Origin of the sequence: Microbacterium sp. LMI1-1-1.1 (assembly GCF_040815675.1) — a bacterium.
Lineage (GTDB): Bacteria > Actinomycetota > Actinomycetes > Actinomycetales > Microbacteriaceae > Microbacterium.
The window spans coordinates 298,340-313,358 of sequence record NZ_JBFPNN010000001.1; the positions used below are offsets into that span (position 1 = coordinate 298,340).

Consider the following 15,019-nt stretch of genomic DNA (forward strand, 5'->3'; position numbering starts at 1 on the left):
CGGACACGCGCATGATCGAGTTCTCGGCCGTCTCCAAGGTCTTCCCCGACGGCACCCGAGCCGTCGACGACTTCCATCTGGTCATCCCCTCCCGCAAGACGACGGTCTTCGTCGGCTCGTCGGGTTGCGGCAAGACGACGCTCCTCCGCATGATCAACCGCATGGTGGAGCCGTCGTCGGGCACCATCACGATCGACGGCGAGGACATCGGCTCCCGCCCACCGGTGCAGCTGCGCCGCAGCATCGGCTACGTCATGCAGAACTCCGGTCTGCTGCCGCACTTCACCGTCGCCGACAACATCGCGACCGTCCCCGTCCTGCAGGGGCAGAACCGCAAGGCGGCGCGCGCTCGCGCCCTCGAGCTCATGGGCACGGTGGGCCTGGACACCGCCATGGCCGACCGGTACCCCAGTCAGCTCTCCGGCGGTCAGCAGCAGCGCGTAGGTGTCGCCCGCGGTCTGGCCGCCGACCCCAACATCCTCCTCATGGACGAGCCGTTCGGCGCCGTCGACCCGATCGTGCGCGACGAGCTCCAGCAGGAGCTCATCCGGCTGCAGAGCGACATCGGCAAGACCATCGTGTTCGTGACGCACGACATCGACGAGGCGTTCCTCCTCGGCGACCAGGTCGTCATCCTCGAGAAGGGGGCGAAGATCGCCCAGGTCGGCACCCCGAGCGAGATCATCGAGAACCCCGCCTCGGACTTCGTCGCCAGCTTCATCGGCGCGGTCAAGGGCAAGCGCGCGCTGCGCCTGAAGCAGACGGCGACCGGCACGGTCGTGGTGGACGCCGACGGCCGGACACAGGGCGCGCTCGTGGAGGAGAACCGCCCGTGACCTGGGTGCTCAACAGCCTCGAGCTCATCGGGGATCTGACGCTGGACCACCTGCGCCAGAGCCTGCTCGCGCTCGTCATCGGCTTCGTCCTCAGCATCCCGCTCGGCTGGGTCGCGTGGCGCTACCGGCTGGTCCGCTCGGGCGTCATCACCATCACGGGCCTGCTCTACACGATCCCCTCGATCGCGCTGCTCATCCTCGTGCCGAGCGCCACCGGCTGGTACACGTTCATCAGCGAGACCAACCTCGTCGTGGCCCTCACCATCTACGCGATCGCGATCCTCGTGCGCTCGGTCTCGGACGGCCTGGACTCGGTCGACGCGGGCGTCCGGCAGGCCGCGACCGCGATGGGCTACGGGTCGTTCCGCCGCTTCCTCGCGGTGGAGTTCCCCCTCGCCGGCCCGGTCGTCCTCGCGGGTCTGCGCGTCACGGCCGCGAGCACCGTCGCCCTCGCCACCGTCGGCATCCTCGTCGGAATCAACAACCTGGGCTATCTGTTCACGAACGGCCTGCAGCGCCGCATCATCCCCGAGGTGCTCGCCGGCGTCCTCGCCGTCGTCATCCTCGCGCTCGTCCTCGACCTGCTGCTCGTCCTCGCCGGCCGGCTGCTGATGCCCTGGACCCGGGCGACGCGCATCTCGTCCGCCCGCCGCCGTCCGCGGGTCGTCCCGGTGGGAGCGGGCGCATGAACCTCTTCGGCGACGCCATCGCCTGGATCCTCTCCGGCGACACGGGGCGGATGGACTCCATCGCGGTCGCGACCGCCCAGCACCTCGCCTACACGGCGGTCGCCGTCGTCATCGCCGCGATCATCGCGATCCCCGTCGGCTGGTTCATCGGCCACACCGGGAAGGGACGCGAGGTCGCCGTCGCCGTCTCCGGTGCGGCCCGCGCCATCCCGTCGTTCGGCCTCCTCATCCTGCTGACCCTGCTGCTCGGCGTGCTGTACAAGCCCGAGGCGGCCGTGATCACGTTCCTCGTCCTCGCGATCCCGTCGCTGCTCGCCGGCGCCTACACGGGCTTCGAGGCCATCGATCGTCGCGTGATCGACGCAGGCCGCTCGATGGGCATGACCGAGTGGCAGATCCTCTGGCGCATCGAGGTCCCCCTCGGGCTGCCGCTGCTCGTCGGCGGCATCCGGTCGGCCGCCCTGCAGGTCATCGCGACCGTGACGATCTCGGCGTACATCGGCCTCGGCGGACTCGGGCAGTACATCATCACCGGTCTGCAGACGCGGCGGGTCGAGGTCATCATCGCGGGCGCCCTGCTCGTCGCGATCCTGGCCCTCATCGTCGACGGGCTGTTCTCCATCGTCCAGCACCTCGTCGTGCCGCGCGGCATCCGCGCGGTCGGTGCGGTGTCTCCCACCGCGCGCACGGCACGACAGCGACGTGCCGAGGTGTCGCCCGTCTCGGCGCCCGCATCGGCCGAGGCATCCTGAACCTCCGGACCCGCACCGTCCTGAGTCATCCCTCCATCACGGAAGAGAGAAGCACCATGTTCACAGCACGCACCCGCACGGGCCTCGGCATCTTCGCCGGACTCGCGGTCGCCTCGCTCGCCCTCGCCGGCTGCAGCGGCGGCTCGAACGACCCGCTCAGCAACGGCGGATCCGGCGAGAGCGCCGACGGCGACACCATCGTCGTCGGCTCGCAGGCGTACTACTCGAACGAGATCATCGCCGAGATCTACGCGCAGGCCCTCGAGAACGCCGGTCTGACCGTCACCCGCCAGTTCAACATCGGTCAGCGCGACGCCTACATCCCGCTGCTCGAGGACGGCAGCGTCACGGTCTTCCCCGAGTACTCCGGCAACCTGCTGCAGTACTTCGAGCCCGACACCGAGGCCCGCACCGAGGACGACGTCTACGACGCCCTCCCCGACGCCCTGCCGGACGGCCTCGAGGTCCTGGACCAGTCGTCCGCGACCGACCAGGACTCCTACACCGTCACCTCGGCCTTCGCGGAGGAGAACGACCTCGAGTCGATCGCCGACCTCGCGGACGTCTCGACGCCGCTGATCCTCGGCGGCAACGCCGAGCTCGCCGAGCGCCCCTACGGCCCGGACGGCCTGCAGGAGACCTACGGCGTCTCGGTGCAGTTCCAGCCCACCGGCGAGACCACCGTCGACGACCTCGTCGCCGGCACGGTGAACATCGCCAACGTGTACACCGCGGACCCGCGCATCCAGACCGACGACCTCGTCACGCTCGAGGACCCCGAGGGCCTGTTCCTCGCCTCGAACGTCGTGCCGGTCGTCAACGAGAGCCTCTCGGACGAGGCCCGCGACATCATCAACAAGATCAGCGCCGCCCTGACCCCCGAGGGTCTCGTCGAGCTGAACGTGAAGTCGACCGAGGACCAGGAGTCCGCCGCCGACATCGCCACCGCATGGCTCGAGGACAACGACATCTGAGTCGACGCCTCTCGCGCACGGCCGTCCCGCGTCAGCGGGGCGGCCGTCCGTGTTCCCGGGCCCTCCCGGCGGCCGGACCCGACCGGGCGGGTAGCCTGGGACGGATATGGCACATCTGCTCGGGGGCGAAGCCCTGCACCTGGAATACCCGACCAAGGTCGTCTTCGACTCCGTCTCCCTCGGCGTGAACGAGGGCGACCGCATCGGCATCGTCGGCCGCAACGGCGACGGCAAGTCCAGCCTGCTCGGGATGCTCGCCGGTACGCGCGAGCCGGACGGCGGCCGCGTCACCGTGCGCGGCGGGGTGACCGTCGGCGTGCTCGACCAGCAGGACACCCTCGACGACGACGACACCATCGGGCACGCGGTGGTCGGCGATCGGGCGGAGCACGAGTGGGCCGGCGACGCCCGCACCCGGGACGTCATCGCGGGACTCCTGGGCGACCTGCCGTGGGACGCCCGCCTCGGCGACCTCTCCGGCGGTCAGCGCCGTCGCGTCGCCCTCGCGCGCCTGCTCTCGGGCGAGTGGGACGTGCTCTTCCTCGACGAGCCGACCAACCACCTCGACGTCGAGGCCATCACCTGGCTCGCGGAGCACCTCAAGCGCCGGTGGTCGCCGAGCGCGGGCGGGCTGCTCGTCGTCACGCACGACCGGTGGTTCCTCGACGAGATCTGCACCATGACGTGGGAGGTGCACGACCGCATCGTCGAGCCCTTCGAGGGCGGCTACGCGGCCTACATCCTCCAGCGGGTCGAGCGCGACCGCCAGGCGGCATCCATCGAGCAGCGCAGGCAGAACCTCGCGCGCAAGGAGCTCGCCTGGCTCCGCCGCGGCGCCCCCGCGCGCACGTCCAAGCCGAAGTTCCGCATCGACGCGGCCAACGAGCTCATCGCGGACGTCCCCGAGATCCGCGACAAGGTGGCCCTGCAGTCGCTCGCGGTGGCGCGCTTGGGCAAAGACGTCGTCGATCTGCTCGACGCGGGCGTCAGCTACGGCGATCACACGGTGCTGCGAGACGTCGAGTGGCGCATCGCGCCCGGCGAACGCACCGGCATCCTGGGGGTGAACGGCGCCGGCAAGTCGACGCTGCTGAGTCTCGTCACGGGGACGCTCGAGCCGACGACCGGGCGGGTGAAGCGCGGCAAGACCGTCAAGGTCGCCACGCTCACCCAGCGCCTCGACGAGCTGGAGCAGCACCTGAACGACCCCGTGCGCGTGGTGATCGCGGGGTTGCGCACCACGTACTCGTTCGGCGCCGGCTCGAAGGCGCAGGAGCTGACCCCGGGCCAGCTGCTCGAGCGCCTGGGGTTCTCCAGCGCGCAGCTCTCCACCCCGGTGAAGGACCTGTCGGGCGGGCAGAAGCGCCGCCTCCAGCTGCTGCTCATCCTGCTGGACCAGCCGAACGTCCTCATCCTCGACGAGCCGACGAACGACCTCGACACCGACATGCTCGCCGCGATGGAGGATCTCCTCGACTCGTGGTCGGGCACCCTCATCGTGGTGTCGCACGACCGCTACTTCCTCGAGCGCGTCACGGACCAGCAGTTCGCCATCCTCGACGCTCGGCTGCGCCATCTCCCGGGCGGGGTCGACGAGTACCTGCGCCTCCGGGCGGCTCAGGATGCCACCGCCTCCCGTCCCGCGTCGGCGCCCACGTCCACGGGGGCGGCTCCCGGCCTGTCCGGCGCGGACCTGCGCGCGGCCCAGAAGGAGTCGTCGGCCCTCGAGCGACGGATCGAGAAGCTGCAGGCCCAGATCGACCGCGCGAAGGCGGCCCTGGCCGACCACGACCAGGCGGACTACGTGGGTCTCGGTGCCGAGATGCAGCGGATCGGCTCCCTGGAGACCGAGCGCGACGAGCTGGAGGAGCGCTGGTTCGAGCTGACCGACGCGATCGGCTGACCCCGTCCGCCGTTGACGCTGAGCGGAGGGGATTCGCGGAGCGGAGGACGTCCGGTGCCGTGACCGTCCTCCGCCGACCGGATCTCCTCCGCTCGCCGCGCCGCGGCGCTCAGCGCACCGACACGAAGATCGGATTGGTGTAGAGCCAGGTGTCCAGCCACGGGTTGCCCTGGCCGGGCGCGTGCGGCTGCGGCGCGCGAGGGTCGACCTCGGCGCCACGCGGGCCGGTGCCGTTCACGTGTCCGTCGGATCCGCGCACGCGCACGTAGCCGTCGACGTCGACCGTGCCCACCGGGATCACGATCTGGAAGGGCGAGCCGCTGCGGTCGCTCACGTCGAGCAGCTCGACCACGCGGGTCTTCGGCGCCACCATCGTGTCGCGGTCGCCGACGGGGCCGGTGATCTCGCCGCGGATGACGTCGAGGTGCGCGAGACGCGGGAGGATGCCGGCGGAGTTGCGCTGCGCGGTCGGCTCCACGTCGATCACGAGCTCCACCTTCGTCCCGCGCGGCACGCGCAGGGTTCCGCCGAGGGTGGCCGTGCTGGCGGTGTCGTCGGCGGCGCGGAGCGTCACCGACAGGGCGGAGACGAGGTGGCCGTGGTCGACCCACATCCGCCCCGCGCGCACCGCGTCGAGGACGGCGGTGTGCGTGCGCGCGGTGGCGCCCACGTGGGTGCGGCTGAACTCTCCCGGCCACAGATCGCTCCCGCCCTGCGGCGTCGCCGTCGACACGGGGTCGGGGCGGCGGCCCGCACGGTTGAAGTTCGCCAGCGTCGCGCCGCTGTCCCACCCCGTGCCGGTGGGGAAGTCGCCCACTCGGGTGTTGTCGAAATTCTTCAGGTGCAGATCGCTGTTCGTCGTGATCCACCAGCGGCGGCCCTCGCTCAGCAGCGCGTCCCACATGCCGCCGACGACGGCGGTCATCCAGTCGAAGCCACCGTGCGCGCGGTAGGCCTCGGGAGGGAAACCGGGGAAGGAGTAGTCGCTGCGCGAGTTCTCGTACTCGCCGCGCTGCGAGCGGTCGGTGGTGTTGGCGGCGAGGCCCGAGGCCTGCGCACCCGGGGCCCCCTCGAAGCCGAGGAACACGTCGGGGTCGGCATCCTGCCACGCGCGCAGCTCGCCGGGGGAGTCGATGCCCAGTCGGCTCGGGTGGTTCGCGAGCACCAGCACGTCGTCGATCACGCCGCTCTTACGCTGCTGACCGAGCCACCGGATGCCGTCGACCGCGTGCTGCAGCCAGTCGGTGGCGTCGCTCGTGTCGGGGCGGGGCTTCTCCCACTTGTTGAGCTTGCCGTCGTAGTCGAGCTCGAAGCGGCGCAGCACCTGCGTCACGCGAGGACCGGGTGCCACGAGCACCGTTCCGTGCTCCGCGGCGGGGATGTACCACTCGAGGCCCTGGAACACGAGCAGGCCGGGCCGCGCGGTGCGCGCCGCTTCGATCTCGCGCGCCGCGTTGAAGACGCCGCCGACGTTCGCGTGCCCGAGGTTGCTGTGCTCGGTGAAGGCGATGGCATCCACTCCGAAACGCTGAGCCTGGTCGAGGATCGTCGTCATCGCGTACTTCGCGTCGTGCGAGTAGACCGAGTGCACATGGTGGTCGAACACGAGCCAGCTGAGCGTCGACGGGTCGGCCGGCGTGGTCGCGGTCGCGGCCTGAGCGCTCGCGACCGCGGCGGGGCCGAATGACGACGCGGCCGAGGCGGTGGTGAGGGCGGCCGCGGCGGCGAGGAAGGTGCGGCGCGAGAGGCCGGAGTGCGTGGGAGAGGACATCGCTGACTTTCGTGAGGAGGGTCGCCGGGAACGTATGCGCGGCGGGTGAATGCGAGGTGGCCGGTCGATGATGTTGACGTCATCATCCGTTCACCGGCCGGATCATCCGGTGCGGCACAGTCCCTCGCGTCCGCAGAACCCGCCTCGATCGAGAGCCGCCATGTCGTCCAGCACCTCCTCCCTCCGACTCCTTCCCGTCGCCGCGGTCGCCGTCGCGGCGCTGCTCCCGCTGGGTGCCGCCGGAGCGTTCGCCGCGACCGCCGACGAGCTGGTGATCCGGGATGCCGCGGGCGCGGCGATCTTTGCGGGAGACGCCACCGCCTACCCGTCGTTCGCCACGGCGGAGGCGAGCGGCGGGTGCCCGGTGGGCGTGCGCGACGGCGCCCGGCTGACGGTGACGCCCGTCGGCGGCAGCGCCGTCGTGGCGTCGGCCACCGTCCCCGCGGGCGCGGGGGCGGTCGTCGTGCCGATGGGTTCGTCCTTCGCCGAACTGGTCCCCGCCGGAACGAGATCCGCCGAGCTCACCCTCGAGTGCCTCGCCCTCAGCGGTGGGGTGCCGTCGACGGTCACGCCCGTGGCGACCGTCACGGTCTCGTTCGCGGCGGCCCGGTGGTCCATCCCCGGCGCGCCCACCGCGACGCCGACGCCGACCTCGACGGCGACGCCCCCGTCGACTCCGACCCCCACGGCGGGTGCCCCGAGTGCCTCGCCGTCTCCCACGGCATCCGTTCCGACCGCGCCCACCGCGTCCGCGACTCCCGCGCCCGCCGCGCGCGGGACGAACCTCGCCGTGACCGGCGGGTCCGTCGCGGCGGGGGCGGGGCTGCTCGCTGCCGCTGCCGTGGTGACCGGTTTCGTCCTGCGCCGTCGTCGTCGCGAGGGCGCCGATGCCTGACCCGTCGAGACGAAGGCCGTGAAGCCGATCAGGCCGTCGATGGCGTCGGGGAGCCGACCCGCACGTCGATCCACACGAGGACGCAGGTGAGGGGAGACGGCCGCGCGGCGGGCGCGCTCAGGAGTCGAAGCCGAGGCTCAGCTTGCGGAGCAGGCCGGCCAGGCGGTCGCGGTCGCCGCGGGAGAGCCCCTCGAGCAGCAGGGCCTCGGCGTCCACGCGGATCCTGCCGTCGTCGGTGAGCGTGACGAGGATGCTGCGGCCGTCGCCGGGGTCGGACTCGCGGCGGACGAAGCGGCGGATGAAGAGCCGGTCGATCACAGGACGAAGCGCCCCCCGACTGACCGTGCGCCCGACGGATTCGCACGTCAGTGGAACACGGCCTCCAGGGCGACGATGAGGAGACCGAGGGTCGCCGTCGCCGCGGCCGCGACGAGGCGCTTGGGCAGGTCGGCGCCCCGGCGATGGTAGGCGTGGAAGCCCAGGATCGCCAGCACCAGGAAGGTCGCCAGCGTGCACCACGAGGTCGCCTCGGTGACCGGCATCCCGGTGACGCCGCCGACGACGAGCACCAGGGTGGACGGGACCGAGGCGAACAGCATCGCCGAGCCGTGTTGGAGCGCGCTGAGCGCGGACGCGCGGAAGCCGTGGTCGCCGAGCGAGGTGAGCGCCTGCGCGAAGACGTGCGCGATGTAGAACACCACGAGCGTCCCCAGGGCGGTGAGGAGCACGTCCCACACGTCCTCGGCGTGATCCTCGGCGATCACGACGAACGCGGTGAAGACGATGAGGCCGTAGATGGCGGCCGCGGAGCGGAACCGCAGGTCCACCCACGCGATCACTCGACGCCAGAACGACCGCGCGACCGTGGGCGCGCTCATGCGTCGAAGCCGAGGCTCAGCTTGCGGAGCAGGCCGGCCAGGCGGTCGCGGTCGCCGCGGGAGAGCCCCTCGAGCAACAGGGCCTCGGCGTCCACGAGGCGGGTGATGGCGGCATCCACGCGCATCCTGCCGTCGTCGGTGAGCGTGACGAGGATGCTGCGGCCGTCGCCGGGGTCGGACTCGCGGCGGACGAAGCGGCGGGCGACGAGCCGGTCGATGCGGTTGGTCATCGTGCCGCTGGAGACGAGCGTCTGCTGCAGGAGCTGCTTCGGGCTCAGCTGGTAGGGCTCGCCGGCGCGGCGGAGGGCGGAGAGGACGTCCCACTCCCACGACTCGATGTCGCTGCGCCGGAAGGCCTCGCGCCGGGCGAAGTCCAGGTGCCGCGACAGCCGCGCCACGCGGGAGAGGACCTCCAGCGGGGAGAAGTCCAGGTCGGGCCGCTGACGCACCCAGGCCTCGACGATGCGGTCGACCTCGTCGCTGTCTCGGCTCACCGACTCATTATGTCCGGAAGCCGCGGCCGCCGTCTGGCAGACTTGACCGGCGCCTACGGCGCGGTCCGCCGTGGTGTAACGGCAGCACGACAGCCTTTGGAGCTGTGAGGACTAGGTTCGAATCCTGGCGGCGGAGCATGACATCAACGACCGAGCTCGCCGTCGTCATCCTCGCCGCAGGGCAGGGGACGCGCATGCGGTCCCGCACCCCGAAGGTGCTCCACCCGGTCGGGGGTCGCCCGCTCGTCGGGCACGTCCTCGACACCGCCGCCGCGCTGGACCCCCACCGCATCGTCGTCGTCGTGCGTCACGAGCGGGAGCGCGTCGCGGCCACCGTCGCGGAGCTCGCCCCGGGCGTCGTCGTGGTCGACCAGGACGAGGTGCCCGGCACGGGGCGCGCGGTGGAAGCGGCGCTGGACGCGCTGACCGACTTCGACGGCGACGTGCTCGTCCTCAGCGCCGACGTCCCGCTGCTGGAGCCGGCGACCCTCGCGGGGCTCCTGGACACCCACCGCGGCGGCGGCACCGCCGTCACCCTGCTCAGCGCCCGCGTGGACGACCCCACCGGATACGGCCGCGTCATCCGCGACGACAGCGACGCGGTCGCCCGCATCGTGGAGCAGAAGGATGCGTCGCCGGACGAGGCGGCGGTCGGCGAGATCAACGTCGGCGTCTACGTCTTCCGCGCGGCTCCGCTCCGCGACCAGCTCGCCCACGTCGGCACCGCGAACGCGCAGGGCGAGAAGTACCTCACCGACGTCGTGGGGCTGCTCCGCGAGGCGCGGCTCGGGGTGGCGGCATCCCTCACCTCCGACGCCTCGGCGGCGCTGGGCGTCAACGACCGCGTGCAGCTCTCGCAGGCCGGTCTGACCCTCAACGCCCGCACGGTGCGCCGCTGGCAGCTCGAGGGCGTCACGGTCGTCGACCCGGCCTCGACCTGGATCGACGTCACCGCCACGCTCGCCCCCGACGTGACGATCCTGCCGAACACGCACGTGCTCGGCGCGACCACGGTGGCCGCGGGCGCGACGATCGGCCCCGACACGAGCCTGCGCGACTGCGAGATCGGCGAGGACGCGACGGTCACCCGCTCCGACGCCACGCTGGCGGTCGTCGGCCCCGGCGCGACGGTCGGCCCGTTCTCGTACCTTCGGCCGAACGCCCGTGTCGGCGAGGGCGGCAAGGTCGGCACGTTCGTCGAGGTCAAGAACTCCGTCATCGGCGCCGGCAGCAAGGTGCCGCACCTGTCCTACATCGGCGACACCGAGATCGGCGAGCGCGTCAATCTCGGCGCGGGCGCCATCACCGCGAACTACGACGACATCGCCAAGCACCGCACCGTCATCGGAGACGAGGTCCACACCGGCTCGCACAACGTCTTCGTGGCGCCGGTTACGATTGGAGACGGCGCCAAGACCGGTGCCGGCGCCGTCATCCGCAAGGACGTCCCCGCCGGTGCCCTGGCGCTCAGCGTCGCCCCCCAGCGCAACATCGAGGGGTGGGTCGAGAAGAACCGACCGGGTACCGGAGCGGCCGATGTCGCCGCGCGGGCCCGTTCCACACAGGAAGCGGCTGATGGCTCGTAAGAAGAACACGGTAGACCTCGATCGCGACAACGGCATCGCCCCCGGGCTGGTCGCCAAGACCAAGAAGCGCCTGGTCGTCGCCTCGGGTCGTTCGCACCCCGAGCTGGCCGCGCAGGTCGCCCACCACCTCGGCACCGAGCTGGCCCCCACCGAGCACCGGACCTTCGCCTCGGGCGAGATCTACACCCGGTTCGAGGTGTCCATCCGCGGCTGCGACGTCTTCATCGTGCAGTCGTTCGGCCCGCCGGTGAACGAGTGGCTCATGGAGCTGCTCATCATGCTCGACGCCCTCAAGCGCGCCAGCGCCAAGCGCATCACGGTCGTCGCCCCGTACTACCCGTACTCGCGTCAGGACAAGAAGGGCCGCGGCCGCGAGCCCATCAGCGCCCGCCTCGTCGCCGACCTGCTGAAGACCGCCGGCGCGGACCGCGTGATGAGCGTCGACCTGCACGCGGCGCAGATCCAGGGGTTCTTCGACGGCCCCGTGGACCACCTGTTCGCCAAGCCCGTCCTCCTGGAGCACTTCGAGAAGGGCCTCACGGGGGAGGACCGCGAGACGCTCACCGTCGTGTCGCCTGACATGGGCCGCGTCCGCGTCGCCGACACGTGGTCGGACAGCCTCGGCGCCCCGCTCGCGATCATCCACAAGCGTCGCGACCCGAAGGTCGCCAACCAGGTCTCCGTGCACGAGATCGTCGGCGACGTGAACGGCCGCACCTGCCTGCTCGTCGACGACATGATCGACACCGGCGGCACGATCGTGAAGGCCGCGCAGGCGCTCAAGGCCAACGGCGCCCGCAAGGTCATCGTGGCCGCGACGCACGCGATCTTCAGCGATCCCGCGGCGGAACGGCTCCAGGATGCCGCCATCGACGAGGTCGTGGTCACCGACACGGTCCCGCTGCCCGACGATCGCCGCTTCCCGGGCCTGACCGTGCTGCCGATCGCGCCGCTGCTCGCGCGCGCCATCCACGAGGTCTTCCAGGACGGCTCCGTCACGAGCATGTTCGGCGGCGACGCCTAGGCCGCGTCCGGGGCCGACTCACAGCCGGCGCATAGGGTGAACCAGGCGGGGTCGAGGGCCGTGTCTCTAACGTGATCGCGAACGAGCCGCGAGGCACGACAGAAGGAGGACCCTCATGATCCGCACGACCGCCGTACCCCGACCCGCCCGCATCGGAGCCGCCCTCGTGGGCGTCGCCGGCATCGTCACTCTGGCCGGCTGCGCCGGCGGCACGACCACCGACTCGGCCCCGGCTCCCGCCGCGACCACGGCCCCCTCGTCCTCCACCGGCACCGGTGCGACCGGCAGCGACTCCGGCTCGTCCTCCGGCGGCGGGGCCTACGCCGACGGCACCTACAGCGCCAGCGGCCAGTACGCCACGCCCGAGAGCGTCGAGACCATCGAGGTCACCCTCACCCTGGCCGACGACGTCATCACGGACGTCGAGGTCACCGGCGACCCGCAGGCCCGCGAGTCGCAGGAGTACCAGAGCCGCTTCATCGGCGGCATCGCGGACGAGGTGGTCGGCAAGAGCATCGACGACATCTCCGTCAGCCGCGTGGCCGGTTCGTCGCTGACCAGCGGCGGCTTCAACCAGGCCGTCGACGCGATCAAGGCCGACGCCGCCGCGTGAGTCCGGCCGTGAGCACCGCGACCACGAGCAGCGTCTGGCGGTTCGACGCGATCGGCACGTTCTGGGCGATCGAGACGGCCGCCCCTCTTCCCGCCGAGGTGCGGGACGAGGTGGCCGGCGTCGTCGCGCACTTCGACCGGGACTGGTCGCGCTTCCGCGCCGACTCGCTTGTCGCCTCTCTGGCCTCGGGGGAGGCGGCATCCATCCCCCTCCCCGGAGACGCGGATGCCATGCTGTCGCTGTACGGCGAGCTCGACGCGGCGACGGGCGGGGCCGTCAACCCGCTCATCGGCGACGCGCTGGCCCGCCTCGGCTACGACGCGCGCACCTCCCTCGTGGCGGCCGGCGCGCCCGTGCCGGCTCCGCGGTGGCGGGACGTCCTGCAGTGGGACGCGTCGACGCTGCGGCTGTCGGCCCCCGCCACGATCGACGTCGGCGCCCTCGGGAAGGGCCGGCTCGTCGACCTCGTGCTCGCGGTCGTCGAGCCCGCCGCCGGGGGAGACGTCGTGGTCGACGCCTCCGGGGACCTCGCGGTGCGGGGCGTCCCCGTTCGGGTGGGTCTCGAGCATCCGTACGACGCGCGCCGGGCGATCGGCGTCGCGACCGTCCGCGACGGGGCCCTGTGCGCCTCCGCGATCAACCGCCGCGCGTGGGGCGACGGCCTCCACCACGTCCTCGACGCCCGCACCGGCGTGCCCGTGCAGGCATGGGCGGCGACGTGGGCGCTCGCCCCGACGGCGATGCGCGCGGACGCGCTGGCGACGGCGCTGTTCTTCGACGGCGGCCCCGAACTCGCGGCCGACTGGGGGGCGCACTGGGTGCGCATGGCGACGGACGGCCGCGTCCAGTGGTCGCCCGGATTCGATGGAGAGGTCTTCTCATGAGCGCCACCCTCACGGCGGGGTCCACCCGCGTCCTCGGCGTCCTCGGGCGGGTGTCGATGTACCGCCTCATCCTCGGCGCGCTGGCGCTGCTGACGGTGATCTCCCTCGCCCTGTCGGTCGCCGGCCTCGTCGGACCGCAACCGTTCGAGATCCTGGGGAGCGCCGTGGTGCTCGCGGCGGCGTGCCTGCTCACCGACCTCGCCGCGCAGACGGTGCTCCGGATGCCACGGCGCTGGGAGTCGTCGGCGATCACCGCCGCGATCCTGCTCTTCGTGCTGCGGCCGACGCTGGACCCGCTGGGCCTGGCCGGTCTCGTGCTCGCCGGGGTCGTGGCATCCCTGTCGAAGTATCTGCTGGTATGGCGCGGGCGGCACATCCTGAATCCCGCGGCCACCGGCGCGACCGTCCTCACGATCGTGAGCGTGGCGGTGCCCGCGCTGGGCTCGTCGGCCTGGTGGGTGGGGTCGCCGTGGCTGGCCGCACCGGTGCTCGTGCTCGGCGTGCTGCTGCTGTGGCGCACCGACAAGCTCCCCGTGGTCGTCGTCTTCTGGGTGGTGGCGATGGCGGTGGCGTTCACGCGGACGACGCTGCAGTTCCAGTCGGCGGGCTTCCCCGTCGACGTGCCGGCGCTGCTGCTGCAGGTCGCCTTCTCGTCGCCCTTCCTCTTCCTCGGCGCGTTCATGCTGTCCGAGCCGCTCACCCTGCCGCCGCGCCGCGGACAGCAGTTCGCCGTCGCCGCCCTGGTCGGCGTCCTCGCCGGGTGGCCCCTGCCGGTGGGCGACGTCACGCTCGGCCAGGAGCGGGCCCTTCTCGTCGGCAACCTGCTGGCCTTCGCGTTCTCCCTGCGGGCGGCGGTCCGGCTGCGAGTCGACCGGCGCCGCGACCTGACCCCGACGGTGCGCGAGCTGACGTTCCAGGCCGCGGCGCCGTTCCGCTTCTCGCCCGGGCAGTACCTCGAGCTCGACGTGCCGCACCGCCGGCCGGACGCCCGCGGCACCCGCCGGGAGTTCTCGATCGCCTCGGCGCCCGAGGATCTGCCCGAGGTCCGCATCGCGTTCAAGGACGGCTCGCAGTCGTCCTACAAGCGTGCGCTGGCCGCTGTCGCGCCCGGTGCGACGCTCGCGGCGACGGGGGTGTGGGGCGACTTCGTCCTGCCCGCCCGGCCGACGTCCCCGCTGCTGCTGGTCGCCGCCGGCATCGGCGTGACCCCCTTCGTGTCGCAGCTGCGCCACCTCGCGGCGACGGGGCAGCGGCGCGACGCGGTGCTCGTCTACGTCGTCTCGAGTGCGGACGAGCTCGCCTTCCGCGACGACATCGTCGCCAGCGGCATCCCGGTCGTCGTCTTCTCGCGCGACGAGCCCGTCGACCTGCCCGCGGGCTGGTCGTGGGCCGGGCCGGACCGCGTGGATGCCGCCGCGCTCCTGCGCGCGGTGCCCGACATCGCGCAGCGCGCGGCGTTCGTGTCGGGCCCGCCCGCCCTCATCGCCGCTCTCGCTCCGGCGCTCGGCCGGGCGAAGTCGCTGACGACGGACGCCTTCGCCGGCTACTGACCCCGCCGGCGTCGCGCCGCCGGGGTCCTGCCGGGCCCTGACTTGTCGCGAATGTACGCGTCGAGGGGTTCCCGGCGTACATCTGCGCCCAGTCACGGCAGGGGGTTGGCGCCCGCGGGGCGACGGCCCTGACTTGTCGCAGATGTACGCGTCGAGGGGTTCCCGGCGTA

The 15,019-nt window shown here is 72.2% G+C and carries 14 protein-coding genes, 1 tRNA gene and 1 pseudogene; 12 read left to right on the plus strand and 4 right to left on the minus strand.

The features are described from left to right. The first annotated feature begins 11 nt into the window (after positions 1-11). The 5 genes from MRBLMI1_RS01360 (at position 12) to MRBLMI1_RS01380 (ending at position 5,154) form a co-directional block, all read left to right on the plus strand. Complete coding sequence (locus MRBLMI1_RS01360) at positions 12-836, plus strand: ABC transporter ATP-binding protein (RefSeq protein ID WP_367726351.1); 825 nt, start codon at positions 12-14, stop codon at positions 834-836. Continuing rightward, positions 833-1,525 carry an ABC transporter permease gene (locus tag MRBLMI1_RS01365; protein ID WP_367726352.1) on the plus strand — a complete coding sequence of 231 codons (693 nt, stop codon included), beginning with the start codon at positions 833-835 and terminating at the stop codon, positions 1,523-1,525. The genes MRBLMI1_RS01360 and MRBLMI1_RS01365 overlap by 4 nt, the downstream gene beginning before the upstream one ends. After that, positions 1,522-2,277: an ABC transporter permease gene (locus MRBLMI1_RS01370; RefSeq protein WP_367726353.1), complete on the plus strand. Its 756-nt coding sequence runs from the start codon at positions 1,522-1,524 to the stop codon at positions 2,275-2,277. Before MRBLMI1_RS01365 ends, MRBLMI1_RS01370 begins: the two co-directional genes overlap by 4 nt. Positions 2,278-2,333: 56 nt before the next feature. Further along, positions 2,334-3,251, plus strand: a complete 918-nt coding sequence (locus MRBLMI1_RS01375; protein WP_367726354.1) for an ABC transporter substrate-binding protein — start codon at positions 2,334-2,336, stop codon at positions 3,249-3,251. Between the two features lie 106 nt (positions 3,252-3,357). After that, positions 3,358-5,154: an ABC-F family ATP-binding cassette domain-containing protein gene (locus tag MRBLMI1_RS01380; RefSeq protein WP_367726355.1), complete on the plus strand. Its 1,797-nt coding sequence runs from the start codon at positions 3,358-3,360 to the stop codon at positions 5,152-5,154. 109 nt (positions 5,155-5,263) lie between these two features. On the opposite strand, the gene MRBLMI1_RS01385 is transcribed toward MRBLMI1_RS01380, so the two are convergent. Further along, entirely contained in the window at positions 5,264-6,925 is a 1,662-nt protein-coding gene (locus MRBLMI1_RS01385) for a PHP domain-containing protein (RefSeq protein WP_367726356.1), read from the minus strand. Between the two features lie 160 nt (positions 6,926-7,085). Between MRBLMI1_RS01385 and MRBLMI1_RS01390 the strand changes: the two genes are divergently transcribed. Next, positions 7,086-7,820, plus strand: a complete 735-nt coding sequence (locus tag MRBLMI1_RS01390) for a hypothetical protein (RefSeq protein ID WP_367726357.1) — start codon at positions 7,086-7,088, stop codon at positions 7,818-7,820. A 117-nt stretch (positions 7,821-7,937) separates the two neighbouring features. Here MRBLMI1_RS01390 and MRBLMI1_RS01395 read toward each other — a convergent pair. From MRBLMI1_RS01395 to MRBLMI1_RS01405, 3 genes and pseudogenes are all read right to left on the minus strand, one after another. Beyond that, positions 7,938-8,162: pseudogene (locus tag MRBLMI1_RS01395) on the minus strand (MarR family transcriptional regulator); the annotation flags it as partial. A gap of 23 nt (positions 8,163-8,185) precedes the next feature. Next, positions 8,186-8,698 (minus strand): hypothetical protein, encoded by a 513-nt coding sequence (locus MRBLMI1_RS01400; protein ID WP_367726358.1) that lies wholly within the window; start codon positions 8,696-8,698, stop codon positions 8,186-8,188. Further along, complete coding sequence (locus MRBLMI1_RS01405) at positions 8,695-9,192, minus strand: MarR family winged helix-turn-helix transcriptional regulator (RefSeq protein WP_367726359.1); 498 nt, start codon at positions 9,190-9,192, stop codon at positions 8,695-8,697. Before MRBLMI1_RS01405 ends, MRBLMI1_RS01400 begins: the two co-directional genes overlap by 4 nt. Positions 9,193-9,256: 64 nt before the next feature. On the opposite strand from MRBLMI1_RS01405, the gene MRBLMI1_RS01410 reads away from it, so the two are divergent. From MRBLMI1_RS01410 to MRBLMI1_RS01435, 6 genes are all read left to right on the plus strand, one after another. After that, positions 9,257-9,328, plus strand: a tRNA-Gln gene (locus tag MRBLMI1_RS01410). Position 9,329: 1 nt separating this feature from the next. Next, on the plus strand, positions 9,330-10,778 hold the full coding sequence (glmU, locus tag MRBLMI1_RS01415; RefSeq protein WP_367726360.1) for a bifunctional UDP-N-acetylglucosamine diphosphorylase/glucosamine-1-phosphate N-acetyltransferase GlmU: 1,449 nt from the start codon (positions 9,330-9,332) through the stop codon (positions 10,776-10,778). After that, the gene (locus MRBLMI1_RS01420; protein ID WP_367726361.1) at positions 10,768-11,802 is read left to right on the plus strand and encodes a ribose-phosphate diphosphokinase; all 1,035 of its coding nucleotides are present in this window, start codon (positions 10,768-10,770) and stop codon (positions 11,800-11,802) included. Before glmU ends, MRBLMI1_RS01420 begins: the two co-directional genes overlap by 11 nt. A 115-nt stretch (positions 11,803-11,917) precedes the next feature. After that, the gene (locus tag MRBLMI1_RS01425; protein ID WP_367726362.1) at positions 11,918-12,415 is read left to right on the plus strand and encodes an FMN-binding protein; all 498 of its coding nucleotides are present in this window, start codon (positions 11,918-11,920) and stop codon (positions 12,413-12,415) included. 8 nt (positions 12,416-12,423) lie between these two features. Then, positions 12,424-13,299, plus strand: coding sequence for an FAD:protein FMN transferase (locus MRBLMI1_RS01430; RefSeq protein ID WP_367726363.1), 876 nt, complete (start codon positions 12,424-12,426; stop codon positions 13,297-13,299). Next, entirely contained in the window at positions 13,296-14,849 is a 1,554-nt protein-coding gene (locus tag MRBLMI1_RS01435) for an FAD-dependent oxidoreductase (protein WP_367726364.1), read from the plus strand. Before MRBLMI1_RS01430 ends, MRBLMI1_RS01435 begins: the two co-directional genes overlap by 4 nt. The last annotated feature ends 170 nt before the right edge of the window (positions 14,850-15,019 follow it).

What these genes read in the sequence shown, in the direction of transcription:
- MRBLMI1_RS01380 (WP_367726355.1), top strand. Translation starts at nt 3,358, where the DNA reads ATGGCACATCTGCTCGGGGGCGAAGCCCTGCACCTGGAATACCCGACC.
- MRBLMI1_RS01360 (WP_367726351.1), top strand. Translation starts at nt 12, where the DNA reads ATGATCGAGTTCTCGGCCGTCTCCAAGGTCTTCCCCGACGGCACCCGA.
- MRBLMI1_RS01375 (WP_367726354.1), top strand. Translation starts at nt 2,334, where the DNA reads ATGTTCACAGCACGCACCCGCACGGGCCTCGGCATCTTCGCCGGACTC.
- MRBLMI1_RS01435 (WP_367726364.1), top strand. Translation starts at nt 13,296, where the DNA reads ATGAGCGCCACCCTCACGGCGGGGTCCACCCGCGTCCTCGGCGTCCTC.
- MRBLMI1_RS01385 (WP_367726356.1), bottom strand. Translation starts at nt 6,925, where the DNA reads ATGTCCTCTCCCACGCACTCCGGCCTCTCGCGCCGCACCTTCCTCGCC.
- MRBLMI1_RS01420 (WP_367726361.1), top strand. Translation starts at nt 10,768, where the DNA reads ATGGCTCGTAAGAAGAACACGGTAGACCTCGATCGCGACAACGGCATC.
- MRBLMI1_RS01390 (WP_367726357.1), top strand. Translation starts at nt 7,086, where the DNA reads ATGTCGTCCAGCACCTCCTCCCTCCGACTCCTTCCCGTCGCCGCGGTC.
- MRBLMI1_RS01425 (WP_367726362.1), top strand. Translation starts at nt 11,918, where the DNA reads ATGATCCGCACGACCGCCGTACCCCGACCCGCCCGCATCGGAGCCGCC.
- glmU (WP_367726360.1), top strand. Translation starts at nt 9,330, where the DNA reads ATGACATCAACGACCGAGCTCGCCGTCGTCATCCTCGCCGCAGGGCAG.
- MRBLMI1_RS01370 (WP_367726353.1), top strand. Translation starts at nt 1,522, where the DNA reads ATGAACCTCTTCGGCGACGCCATCGCCTGGATCCTCTCCGGCGACACG.
- MRBLMI1_RS01400 (WP_367726358.1), bottom strand. Translation starts at nt 8,698, where the DNA reads ATGAGCGCGCCCACGGTCGCGCGGTCGTTCTGGCGTCGAGTGATCGCG.